Below are 12,234 nucleotides of genomic sequence, written 5' to 3'. Positions count from 1 at the left end.
GGGGACTCGTGGAATATTCCATTACGCCGGTTGAATACGAAAAGATTTGCAAGCTCGTTTATTCCGAAAGCGGCATCTCACTGGGAGCGAGCAAGCAGTCTCTGGTGGTGTCCCGCCTGACTAAGCGTTTGCGCGACCTACAGCTCGACTCGTTCGACAAGTACTACGATTTTGTCATGAGTGATTCGACCAGGGACGAATTCACTCGGATGTTGGATTTGATTTCGACGAACAAGACGGACTTTTTTCGAGAGCCCAAGCATTTTGACTTTTTACGGGAACACATTCTGCCTACGCTGGAGAAGGACAAGCGGATTCGAATTTGGTCTTCAGCCTGCTCCACCGGTGAGGAGCCCTATACCATCGCGATGACGCTCTTCGAGTCGGTGGCCCACCCTGAACAGTGGGATTTCAGGGTCCTGGCTTCGGACCTGTCTACCCGCGTACTGGCCAAGGCCGCAGCGGGAGTCTATGAGGACGACCGGCTGACCGATGTGTCCGAGGATGTCGTCAAACGCCATTTTTTACGTGGCCGGGGCGATTCGGCCGGACTGGTGAAAGTGAAGCCCCACATTTCGCGCATCATCAAGTTCAAGCGGATCAATTTGATGGACGATCGGTTTCCCATCAAGTCTGCGCTCGATGTCGTCTTCTGCCGCAACGTGATGATTTATTTCGATCGCCCGACTCAGGAGTGTTTGGTCAATAAGTTTTATCGTCTTCTCAAGCCCGGGGGGCATTTGTTCATCGGCCATTCCGAAAGCCTCCAGTGGGTGTCGCATTCGTTCAAAACGGTCGCTCCGACCATCTATGTGAAGGAAGGCTGAGGTTCATGGGCGCTATCGATACCGTGTCGTTCTCCCATATTCGACGAATGAGAGACTCGAGATTTCCGTATGAAATCGCTTCCATTTTGCCCGGGGAGTTCTTCGTGAGTCAGGAACCGATGGTCGTATATACCGTCCTGGGCTCCTGCATTTCGGCTTGTATCCGCGATCCCATCGCGGGAATCGGGGGCATGAATCATTTCATGCTGCCGGCGCCAAGAGTGCACCAATCCGGCGATTCGTGGGGTGGGGAATCCACCCGCTACGGCTCGTTTGCCATGGAACAATTGATCAATGAAATTCTCAAGCGTGGCGGGCATCGGAATCGCCTCGAGGTGAAGTTGTTCGGTGCAGGAAGAATCTACGAGGGGAACATCGACGTCGGGGCCAGGAACACCGAGTGGGTGCTCCATTACCTGAAGGACGAAGGATTTGCCATCAAGAGCAGCGATCTGGGCGATGTGTACCCGCGGAAGGTGTACTACTTCACCGATTCCGGTCGGGTGCTGATGAAAAAGATCGAACGCATCAAGAACAAGACCATCTTTGATCGAGAGACTGAGTACCAGCATCGGATCGAAGAGGAAAAGAAGGCACAGCAAAGTGATGTCACGCTGTTCTGAGCCTGCAAAGAGGCGAAGGGCCGAGACGAATCGCCGAACGGTGAACGGCCTGTGACGCATCGGAAGGTTTGAGGGGTGTCATGGCGAAAATACGCGTGCTGACAGTCGACGATTCGGCGCTGATGAGGCAAGTGTTGGCGGAGCTGTTGTCGAAGGATCCGGACATCGAGGTGATCGGCAGTGCGCCGGACCCCTTCATCGCCCGAGAAAAAATCAAGGCGCTCAATCCCGATGTGCTGACGTTGGATGTTGAAATGCCGAAGATGGACGGGCTCACATTCCTGGAGAAGCTCATGCGCGGTCGCCCGATGCCGGTCGTGATGGTCAGTTCGCTGACCGAGGAAGGGTGTCAGACGACCCTTCGGGCGCTTGAGCTTGGTGCGGTCGATTTCATCACTAAACCGAAGATTGACCTGCGAGCGGGCATGGAAGAGGTTGCCAGCAACCTCATTGAGAAGATTAAGGCGGCGGCCCAAGCTTGCGTGAAGCCCAGGGGGCCGGAAGGAACGGCACCGCGCCGACCGTCTCCGCTCACTTCAGCCATGATCAAAACGACCGATACGATTATCGCGATCGGTGCATCAACCGGGGGAACGGAGGCGTTGAAAGACGTTCTGGAAGTCTTTCCGCCCAACACTCCGCCGATCCTGGTCACGCAGCATATGCCGGAGCGCTTTACCAAGACCTTCGCCGACCGCCTCAACAGCCTCTGTCGCATCAAGGTCAAGGAGGCCGAGGACGGCGACAGCGTGCTCCCGGGCCATGCCCTGATCGCACCTGGGAATTACCATATGACGCTGGTGCGGAGCGGCGCTCGGTATTCCGTTCGACTTAACCAGGATCCACCGGTCAATCGTCATCGGCCGTCTGTGGATGTCATGTTCCGTTCGGTCGCGGAATACGCCGGCGCCAACAGCGTCGGGGTCATTCTGACCGGCATGGGAGGTGACGGAGCTCGGTGCCTGTTGGAGATGAAGCAAGCCGGTGCGTTCACGATCGCGCAGGATGAAGCATCGTGCATCGTGTTCGGTATGCCGAAGGAAGCCATTAAGCTGGGTGCTGCGGAAAAGATCCTGCCCTTGCAGGATATCCCGGCGGCGGTTCTCAACCATGTCAGTCGGATGTGAAGGTGTGTCTAACTTGAGGAGGCAACACAATGAAGATCACTGAGGAAGCACAGGGCCAATCCATGACGCTGAAGTTGGAAGGCAACTTCACATATACGCAGCGCAAGCCGTTTCAGGATGCGGTCAAGAATGCCTGCGGAAAGAATGCGCAGCATATCATCATCGACCTCTCGCAGGTCTCATTTCTCGATAGCGCCGCCTTGGGATTGTTGATGGTGACGCATCGGCAATTGGTCGCGGAGAAACGCAAGCTCTCGATGTATAAACCGCAACCCACGGTGAAGCAGATCATCGAGCTGGCAAACCTGCACAAGACCATTCCGGTCATTGAGTCGGACGTGGCGCCGTTGATGAGGAAGAGCGCGTAACGTGGACCGATGCGAACCCGGGATGAAAGGAGTCGTCCATGCAGGTGACTGAGCGTCGTGTGGGATCGGCTGTCATCCTCGATCTGGTGGGTGAACTGACCTATGCCAACCGGACATCGTTCAAAACGGCGGTCGAGCGAGCGCGCCAGGGAGGATGTCGGAATCTCATTCTGAATATGGAAAATGTCCGGTTTCTCGACAGTTCCGCCCTTGGGATGCTGGCACTGACCTCTCAGAGCTTCAAATTGCATCAGGGCGTCGTGAGCCTTCTCAAACCGCAAAGCTACGTTCGAGAGATCATCGCCCTGGCCAATGTCCATCGGCTTCTGGCGGTGTATGACAGCGAGCAAGATGCGGTGACCGGACGAGGACTACCGCTCGCGTGTTGAGTCGAAGGTGCAAGTGTGGGATTGCCAGCTGAACAACCGTTTTCCAAACCCGAGCCGAGCCCGACGCCGGCGCCGCTGATTCTGCTCGTCGATGACGACGACATCACGCGAGTGAGCATGGCCGGCCGACTCAAGCGGTTGGGCTATACCGTCATCGAAGCCGCCAATGGGAACGCCGGACTGGAGGCGATCCGCAAGCACCGTCCGGATCTGGTCATTCTCGATTGGATGATGCCGGGGCTGGACGGTCCGTCCGTCTGTGAGGCCATCCGCGACGATCCGTCGTTAAAGTCCATGCAGGTCGTGTTGATGACCGCCCACGACCGTCCCGACCAAATTGCCGAGGGCCTTTCTCGCGGCGCCGACGATTTCCTGAGCAAAGCGGCCAGTAAGCAGGAAGTTCTTGCCAGGGTGCAGGCGAACCTTCGTGCGAGTGCGTTGGTTCGGGAGATCGAACGAACCCGCGATGACCTTGATCGATCCAACCAATTGCTGTCCGCCAAGCAGGAGGAACTGGAATACGAGCTGCAATCGGCGGCTGAGTTCGTTCGCACGCAGCTTCCTGCCCCGGGAAATCCGGCTCCAGGCCTGACCATGGCATGGGCCTATCAGCCGTCGTTGGCCTTGGGGGGAGACCTGTTTCAGGTGAGCCGTTGGGCTCCGGATACAGTCGGTCTGTACATCTTGGACGCCTCGGGGCATGGCGTGGCGGCGGCCTTGCGCGCCATCGCGTTGATGAGTTTCCTTCGAGAGGAGAACCTGGCCAAAGTCGTCGGAACCTTCGACCCAGGAGCGATCATTACCGAGGCAAATCGCCGGTTTCCCCTCACGAACGAGGGCGAATATTTCACGCTGTGGGTCGGGAGAATTCACCTGCCGTCTCGGTCGTTGCTCTATGCCGCTGCGGGGCACGGCGGCGCCTTGCAACAGTCGGCCGAGGTGTCACGCTGGTTGACCTCTTCCAGTCTGCCCCTTGGATTTGATCCTGAGGCGGAGTTCCACAGCGTCTTCTCGCAGCTGCATAAGGACGATCGCTTGTACTTGTTCAGCGACGGAATCTACGAAGCTCCGGCCGCTTCCGGAGAACTGTGGGGACGGCAACGCCTGCAAAGCACATTGGAGACGAAGCGCACGACCTCGATCGAAAGCTGCGTTCGGGAAACCATCGTGCATGCCCGGCAGTGGCTGGAGGGAGAAACGTTCCCGGATGATGTGGCGTTGGTGGGGATTCACTTCGACGAGGGCCCTGACCTTGCAACGGACGAAACACCATGAGTACAGGATCTGCAATAGATCTAACCGCGGCGCTTGAGCGCATTGACGGGGATCAAGAGCTGTTCCTCACCCTCGCCGAAATGTTCATCGGGCGGGCGATGGAAGATACGGCCGCCATCCGTACGGCGTTGCAGGCACAAGATCTCGTTGCTTTGGCCAAGCAGGCACACAGGTTGAAAGGCTCGGCCATGGAGTTCTGCGCCCATCAGACCGTTGCGGCGGCCAAGAGTTTGGAAGAAGCCGCCCGCGGAGGAAAACAGGATCAGGTGATTGCCCTTTGTGAGCGGGTCGAAGCGGAGATCGGCCGTCTGACCGAGGAATTGAGATGCATTATGGAGAAAGGATTTCCGTCATGAGTCAGCCGGGCGCTGCGAAGACGCTGCTGGTGGTCGATCCCTGTCCCGAGTTGCAGGCCTTTGCCCTCGAGCAGGCGAAGGTTCGAGGATTGTCAGTCATCACGGCTCCGGATCCACACGTGGCGTTGACGATGTTGGACATGACGGTGCCCGACGTGGTGCTGACGGATTTGTTCTTGCCGGACATGGGCGGGTTGGGCCTGATTCGCCAGGTGCGGACGCGGTATCCGCATACGGCACTGATTCTCACCGCGGAGGAGGGGAACGAGGTCACGATCGTTGAAGCCCTTCGGGCTGGAGCGGTCGACTATCTCCATAAGCCGGTTGTTTCCGAGGAATTGGGGCTTGCGTTGGATCGGGCGCTGCATGCCATCCCCCGCACGGTGGAAGATGCGCCCGGCATCGAACAGCTCGAGTATCGCATCGTCATCGGGACGGATCCTGGCTACGTCGAGACCTGCGTCACGTGGCTGATTCAGGGCACTGCCATGATGTTTCCTGAAACCATGCGGCTGCATCTGCGTGCGACGTTGATCGAGTTGATCGTCAATGCCGTCGAGCACGGCAGCCTTGAGATTTTCTATCAGGAGAAGCATGAAGCGCTGGCCAATGACAACTATGAGGCGCTGATACAGCAGCGACGCCAGGATCCACGATTTGCCAAGCGCCGGGTGATCATCCGGGCCTGTTACGACAAGACGGCCAGGGTCCTACGCTATACCGTGACCGATGAGGGCAAGGGATTTCGTTGGAAGAGCTTTGTGACGCGTGCGGACGAACCCTGCGACAGCCGGGACGCAAACGGCCGTGGTGTCTTCTTGGCGAGGGCCTTTTTCCCAGACGTAACGTACAACGACCGCGGAAACGAAGTCACGTTCTCCGTCCCTCTTCCCTGAACTCCCCGGCAGTCGTCCTTTCCCGCGTCCGGTCCTCCCGGCATGCGGTGCCGCGCAACTTGACGCTGCCATCAGGGCAGGGCTATCCTTCGCGCTCCTGACGTCCGTCGTCTCACAGGAGGAAAGGTATGCATCAGTCAGCACGGGCCGCATGCATCGCCGCCGTCTTCATGATCGTTACCGCCTGCAGCTCGTCCGAATGGCGACATCCGATGAAACCGAAGGATGAGTTCGCCCAGGATTACAATAAATGCCAAAGCGATGCCATGCGCGACCCGAAGCTTCAGCAAGGCATTCAGCTCTTGCTTATCCAGGCGACCGAACGCTGCGTGCAGAAGATGGGTTGGCGGCTGGTCGAAACGGAATGACAGAACCATCCGGCTGTTGTCAGCCGGATGACGCCGGAGCCGCATTCAGTACGTTTCTTGACGGATGACAGACTGCTTGATCCGTTCAGGTCTAACCGCACTCACTCTCTTCCGATAAACTCCATTACCATAAACGGCCGTCGTCAGGACCAATCCATCAGCCGTTGATAGCTGGCATGGCGGAGTCTGAGGACTGGCCGGTCCGGGGCGTACATTCGTGACCTGACTGCCAGCGCTCTGACTCATTTGCGGTGGCTGATCGTAGGCCACCTCGTGAGTAAGTTGCTGATAATCCAATCATTGGTAAGGTGTTGAGGATGGGAGGAGCTCAGGCCTACCGGTTGCATGAATTTGCCGGCCAGGGATGCCGGATGACGGCGGTGGCCATGTCTCATTTTGCGACAACAGATCCCGCAACCCTACGTAGTTGATTCCGGCGTAAGGCAGGAGGGAGCACTTGTCCGGATTGCACCGATTGACCATTATTCAACGGGAAATCCCCCATTATCGGATCGCGTTTTTCGGCGCGTTGCAACGCGAGGCCCAGCGGCATGGGTTGCACCTGACCGTGTATTCGGGCACAAGGTTTGATCAGACGGTGGCCTTACCGTTTGCGCATCGCACCTTGCCCATGCGTTATCTGTTGGGTAGCGCGAGTGGGCCTTGCTGGCTCACGGGCCTTGCTGGCGAACTCAGCGGATCTGATATTGTCGTGGCGCCGCATGAGCTGCAGTGCCTCACAGTGCCGGCCTTGTGGCTGTGCCGCCATCGTCTCACGAAATTCTGGATCTGGTGGGGACACGGCTACAACTTTCAATCATCGCAACGGTCGAGCCTCGGGGCGACGATTGCGTCCTGGGTGAAGGATCAATTGGTCACGAAAGGGCATGATGGTCTCATCACCTATACCTACCGAGGCACTGAGTATTGGTGCAATCGGGGGCTTCCTGCTCAGCAGGTCATGCCGTTCTTGAATACGATTGATGTCGAGGGGTTGTGGCAGGTCGGGCGGGAGGTGACGGAGACGAGTATTCGTGAGATGAAACTGCGCCTAGGGTTGGACGGAAAGCAGATCCTCCTGTTCTCGGGCCGTTTGTACGCCGAGAAGGAAGTGGAATTCCTTCTTCGCGCCTATGCGATGGTGCGGCAGGCGCATCCAAATACCGCGCTGTTGATTCTCGGAGATGGCGTCGAGCGAAGAGGGCTTGAGGCTCTGGCCGAGGAGTTGGGAGTCTCGGGTGTGCATTTCTTGGGAGAGGTCCTCGACCCACGGGAATCCAGCCTCTACTTCAAGGTTGCCGACGTGTTAGTCATCCCCGGCCTTGTGGGATTGGCAATCGTGCACGGCTTTGCATTTGGGGTCCCACTCATAACGACCGAGCGGGATTTTCACAGCCCCGAGATCGAGTATCTTTCACAGCGGAACGGCCTCATGACTGTGCACGAACCCAAGGCATACGCCCATGAGATTGTTCGGCTGTTGTCGTCGCCGCAGGACTTGGAGCGCCTTCGTACCGGCTGCATGCAGTCCGCACAGCAATTGACCTTGAGTGCCTCCGCCAATCGATTTATTCGGGCGGTGCTGCAGTTGTCGAACGCCAGCCGCTCCGGAGATAGGCACACCGTCGCGTGGCAAGCCCACTCGGCCGGACCTCGCATCTAACTCTTTCTCAATGAGGAGCGCCACGATGTTGTCACGTCGGAAATTTCTTCAACTCTCAGGCGCCTGCCTGGCATCGGCCCTGATCCCCACGCTGCCTAGAATCCTCCAGGCGCAGGAGACGGCCGAAAGCCGGGCCATCTTCGATGAGAGCTTGAGTTGGGTGACCGATAGCGCGGCGCACAGTGTGTGCGAACGCATGAAGCAGGCCGGGTTCAATGTGTTGATGCCCTGTGTGTGGCATGGTCGCGGGACCAGTTGGCCCTCGACCCTCGCGCCTTGGGACAACTATCGTTTGGAGGAGATGGCCCGCTGGAATTCATCATTCGATCCGCTGGGAAAGCTGGTCGAAATTGCCGCTCAATACCAGATTGAAGTGCATCCTTGGTTTACGGTCGTGCAGCGGCAGCGGGAGTTCTTTCCTCAGTTCTACGGCCCAGGCACGCCGGAGGCCGCCTTCGACATTCACCGGCCCGAGTTCCGCACGTTTATTACCGATCTGATCCTGGAATGCCTCAATCGCTACCCGGTTCAGGGCGTGAACCTTGATTACATCCGAAGCGTCTCGATTTGCCAGAGCGACGCCTGTAGCCAGGCGTATCGCCGGCAGACGGACCGGAATCTGAACCTCGACCGCCTCAGCTACGGCTATTCCACAGAGGCTCGCAATGCCTTGGCGGCTTGGAATGAACAGGCCGTGATCGACATCGTGCGCCGCGTTTCAAACCATGTGCGCCAGCACCGTAAGCAGATGCTCATCAGCGTCTGTGCCCACCCAGGCCATCCCAACCTGTATGTGCAAGGCCAGGACAGCATCAAGTGGGCCGACGAGGGGCTTATCGACGTCATCTACGCGATGCACTATCCGGACGATCCGAACTGGAGCGAGATCCGTAAGTTGCAACGGACGATGAAACGGCCCGGGGCCTATGTCGTTCTCTGCGGCAACTATGATTCCATTGGGCCAAAGCGTGTGTCGGTGTCCAGTGACCCTGCCAAGGTCGCCTCCCTGATTTCTCAAAGCCGACAAATCGGACAGGACAATGGTGTTGGGCTATACCTGTACAGCCTCTTGAACGACGAACAAATCGAGGCGTTGCGGAGCGGACCATTCCGTTCTCCGGCCAAACCTCGGTGGGTGCGCGCTGCGGCCTCCGGCCTGACCTCCCCAACGGGCTTGCTGGTGCGTTGACTCTGCGGTCGGGCGACAAAACTAGGGAAAGCCTTCCTCTGCTCCTGCCTCCCATGGCATAGTGCGAAATGCGCGCGTCGGCGCGCCGCGATCATGAGCCGTCGGTTCGAACCAGAGCGATGATTGTTGTTTTCGGCTTTCTCATTCTTGCCCTTCTGATCAAGGATACCGTTCCGATCGGGGACGTGTATGTCCTGCGGAGTCTGTCGCAGGGCATCGCATTACTCGTCGGACTGTGGTGGTTCATGACACGGGGGACGGCGGAAGCGATTCGCCGGTATTGGTTGATAGGCGCCTACATCGGCGTTCTGGCCTGGACGGCTCTGGTGTCGAGCGATCCGATGCGTGTGACCCTCCAAGTGTTTTCGCTCTTGGCTGTGAGCCTGTTCTTTATCAGCTTTGCGGAATGGGCCACGCTGGAGCCAGCCGCACACCAAGCTGCATTGCGTGTGGCCCTGTATGCACTTCTGGCGGTGTGCCTGGGAAGTTTGGCACTGTACAAAGTATCGCCGGCGCTGGCGTATGACCAAACGGTCGAGCGTTTGACTTGGGACAATGCACATCGGTTCAAAGGATTATTCGGTAAACCGTCAGGTGTGGCGGCGGCAGCTGGAATCCTGCTCGGCCTCTGTGCCTTCACGCCGGCCAACCGGATCATTCGCGGCGTCGGAGCGGTCGCCGCGTCGCTCTGTCTGTATCTGACCCTCTCGCGAAGCTTTTGGATCGGCTCCATCGTGGCGCTGATCATCACCGCTGTATTCTACGTGAGGCAGAAGCGATGGCTCATCGTGGGAGGGACGGTAGGAGCCGTCCTCGCGATTGCGGTGGTGATCTTTGTCCCGTTGAAGCTTCCCGCCGTCGGACAGTCAAAGATGTTGCGCGCCGAATCATTGGAAAACCTCTCGGGCCGCACAGCCGTATGGAGCATGGCGCTGGATCGCTTCTGGGATCGGCCCGTGCTTGGGTACGGGTACACGGTCGGGCATCATGCCTTTTTCTCATCACGAAACGGCAGAACCGGCGAGCTTGGCAGCGAGCAGGTCGACCTGCTTCAGAAAGAAACATTTTCACTGCACAATGGTTATGTTCAGGCCTTGCTGGACTCAGGTGCGGTTGGGGCTATCTTTTATGTGCTGATCATGGCACTCACATTGTGGCGGATTGTGCGCAGTGATCTCGATCGTCGACATCCGGTTGTGTTGTACGGCGTGGTCTTTCTCGGGATTGCCAACATCGGGGAGACCGTCGTCTACACGCCGGCGACATTTCATGCGGCGTTCTATTGGTACGCAGCGGCCGTGGCCTTGAGTTTGGCCGGTGCGCGCGCGACTCCCGCGCCGGACCAGGTGCCTGAACCACCGCCGCCGTCGCCGATGCAAACCTTCCGTTATCCCCTGGTGTCGCGCCCTGCCCCTCGTGGCGGATGACACGCGCGTCCCCGCGCTGTCCGGCAGCGCTCAGAAGTTCGGACTACGACTTCTTCCTTGACGATGTGAGAAGACTCCTGTAGGGATCTGAGAACGCACTGGTCGAAGGTGAGTATCCGTTCGACTACGTGCAGGGGATTGTCGCAATTGGAGACAACGTCGCGTGGGCGGGCATAGTTCCGACAAGACAATCGCAGGGGCCAGCCAACAGAGTACCGAGCAGCTCGTCGTGGCGGGCTCTGCCGTTTTGCTGGCTTCACTATTCGGCAACGGCCTCAACTATCTGTTCGGCGTATTTCTCGCGCGTACCTTGGGAGCTGAGCAATTCGGCCTCTATGCGCTGGGACTTACATTTTTCAGCACGTTGGTGCTGGTGGTTCCGATGGGAACGGAAACCGGTACGGTGCGCTTCATTTCCGAGAGGCGGGAACGTCACGAGCTAGCAGGGGTGGAAGATATTGTCCTGCAAGCGATCGCCGTGACGGTTCTTGCCAGTGTCCTTGTCGCAATCTGCCTGGCGGGGTTGGCACCCCTCATCAGTGAGCGGCTCTATGCCAAACCGGGGCTGACGAATGTGCTGGCACTCTTCGCTTGGGCGATTCCTCTCTCGGCAGTCACCGCCGTGCTGCTTGCGGTTCTGCAAGCCCACCAGACGCTGCGGCCCTTGATTGCGGTGCGCTACGTCTGGGAGCCGGTGGGGAAGTTTCTGCTCGCTGCTACGCTACTCTGGGCCGGGTGGGGGTTGGCGGGTGTGCTGGGAGCCATAGTGCTGACCTTGAGCACGAGCCTGGTGCTGGCCTTCTATTTTCTTCGCAAGTCCGTGCCGAATCTGGTCCGGCGAGGTGGGCGCCGTGGGTTTTTGGGGACCGGCGCATTTCTGGCCTATTGCCTCCCGTTGGCGGTGGCCGCTCTCTTCGGAGTGGTCACGCCGCGCACGGACATTTTCATGCTTGGGTCTTGGGCGACCGCGCAAGAGATTGGGATGTATCAAGCCGCGTTCCAAACCGCATCGGCGCTGGCGTTGATCCTCGGCGCCTTGGAGGCGTCGTTGACTCCGTTTTTCGGACAGATGCACGCCCGTGGCGACATCGACGGGCTTCGCCACCTCTACCAAACTGCGTCGAAGTTGGTCTTGATGTGCACGATGCCCCTATTTGTGGTACTGGCGGTCTTCAACCGGGAGATGTTGTCGCTGTTTGGCCCTGAGTTTGCCGCCGGCGGGTTTGTGCTGAGCATCTTGGCCGCGGGACAACTCTTGAGCAGTGCGGGTGGATCGCCGAACAACTTGCTTCTGATGGCCGGGCATTCTCGTCTGGTCATGTGGAACACCGTGGGAATGGGACTCTTCTCGATAGGGGTGTTCGCGCTGCTGATCCCGTTCTGGGGGTTGCGGGGCGCGGCGATCGGAGCGGCGATCTCCCAGGTTGCGGGGGTTGCCTTGCGGATCGCTCAAGTGTGGCGACTGCATGGTATCCATCCGTTCACGCAGCACCTTCTCAAGCCCCTCTGTGCCGGTGCCGTTGCCGCTGGGTTTGCGTTGATCGTCCGCCCAGCGATGATGACCGCGTGGTGGCCTGCACTGGCGATCGGGACCGGCCTTGTCTACGTCGCGGTCTTGATCGGTCTGAAGATCGAAGTACAGGACAAGCAGGCCCTGGGGGCCCTTGTCACGAAGGTGCGAACTCTGGTGGCGGCTCGGGCGTAACAGCGCGACGGAACATAGCGC

Annotated in this window: 13 protein-coding genes; all 13 read left to right on the top strand. The window is 58.6% G+C overall.

All coding sequences use genetic code 11. The features are described 5' to 3' along the window. Positions 1-8 precede the first annotated feature (8 nt). The 13 genes from KF814_13500 to KF814_13440 all read left to right on the top strand — a co-directional run bounded on the left by KF814_13500 (position 9) and on the right by KF814_13440 (position 12,213). Positions 9-827 carry a protein-glutamate O-methyltransferase gene (locus KF814_13500; protein ID MBX3237160.1) on the top strand — a complete coding sequence of 273 codons (819 nt, stop codon included), beginning with the start codon at positions 9-11 and terminating at the stop codon, positions 825-827. Between the two features lie 5 nt (positions 828-832). Then, on the top strand, positions 833-1,450 hold the full coding sequence (cheD, locus tag KF814_13495; protein ID MBX3237159.1) for a chemoreceptor glutamine deamidase CheD: 618 nt from the start codon (positions 833-835) through the stop codon (positions 1,448-1,450). Between the two features lie 80 nt (positions 1,451-1,530). Continuing rightward, positions 1,531-2,577 carry a chemotaxis response regulator protein-glutamate methylesterase gene (locus tag KF814_13490; protein MBX3237158.1) on the top strand — a complete coding sequence of 349 codons (1,047 nt, stop codon included), beginning with the start codon at positions 1,531-1,533 and terminating at the stop codon, positions 2,575-2,577. Positions 2,578-2,606: 29 nt separating this feature from the next. Then, complete coding sequence (locus KF814_13485) at positions 2,607-2,945, top strand: STAS domain-containing protein (GenBank protein MBX3237157.1); 339 nt, start codon at positions 2,607-2,609, stop codon at positions 2,943-2,945. 38 nt (positions 2,946-2,983) lie between these two features. Beyond that, positions 2,984-3,334 (top strand): STAS domain-containing protein, encoded by a 351-nt coding sequence (locus KF814_13480; GenBank protein ID MBX3237156.1) that lies wholly within the window; start codon positions 2,984-2,986, stop codon positions 3,332-3,334. A gap of 15 nt (positions 3,335-3,349) precedes the next feature. After that, the gene (locus tag KF814_13475; protein MBX3237155.1) at positions 3,350-4,609 is read left to right on the top strand and encodes a SpoIIE family protein phosphatase; all 1,260 of its coding nucleotides are present in this window, start codon (positions 3,350-3,352) and stop codon (positions 4,607-4,609) included. Further along, entirely contained in the window at positions 4,606-4,965 is a 360-nt protein-coding gene (locus KF814_13470) for an Hpt domain-containing protein (GenBank protein ID MBX3237154.1), read from the top strand. The genes KF814_13475 and KF814_13470 overlap by 4 nt, the downstream gene beginning before the upstream one ends. Then, the gene (locus tag KF814_13465) at positions 4,962-5,861 is read left to right on the top strand and encodes a response regulator (GenBank protein MBX3237153.1); all 900 of its coding nucleotides are present in this window, start codon (positions 4,962-4,964) and stop codon (positions 5,859-5,861) included. Before KF814_13470 ends, KF814_13465 begins: the two co-directional genes overlap by 4 nt. Before the next feature lie 128 nt (positions 5,862-5,989). After that, on the top strand, positions 5,990-6,229 hold the full coding sequence (locus tag KF814_13460) for a hypothetical protein (protein ID MBX3237152.1): 240 nt from the start codon (positions 5,990-5,992) through the stop codon (positions 6,227-6,229). 457 nt (positions 6,230-6,686) lie between these two features. Continuing rightward, a complete protein-coding gene (locus KF814_13455) occupies positions 6,687-7,892 on the top strand; it encodes a glycosyltransferase family 4 protein (GenBank protein ID MBX3237151.1) in 1,206 nt (401 codons plus the stop codon). A gap of 25 nt (positions 7,893-7,917) precedes the next feature. Further along, on the top strand, positions 7,918-9,081 hold the full coding sequence (locus tag KF814_13450) for a family 10 glycosylhydrolase (GenBank protein MBX3237150.1): 1,164 nt from the start codon (positions 7,918-7,920) through the stop codon (positions 9,079-9,081). A gap of 119 nt (positions 9,082-9,200) precedes the next feature. Further along, positions 9,201-10,508, top strand: a complete 1,308-nt coding sequence (locus tag KF814_13445) for an O-antigen ligase family protein (GenBank protein MBX3237149.1) — start codon at positions 9,201-9,203, stop codon at positions 10,506-10,508. A gap of 163 nt (positions 10,509-10,671) precedes the next feature. Further along, positions 10,672-12,213 carry a flippase gene (locus KF814_13440; GenBank protein ID MBX3237148.1) on the top strand — a complete coding sequence of 514 codons (1,542 nt, stop codon included), beginning with the start codon at positions 10,672-10,674 and terminating at the stop codon, positions 12,211-12,213. The last annotated feature ends 21 nt before the right edge of the window (positions 12,214-12,234 follow it).

The organism is Nitrospiraceae bacterium, assembly GCA_019637075.1.
In the GTDB taxonomy this organism is placed as follows: domain Bacteria; phylum Nitrospirota; class Nitrospiria; order Nitrospirales; family Nitrospiraceae; genus JAHBWI01.
The sequence above is the reverse complement of the archived record's forward strand: the minus strand, read 5'-3'. Positions and strand labels throughout refer to the sequence as shown.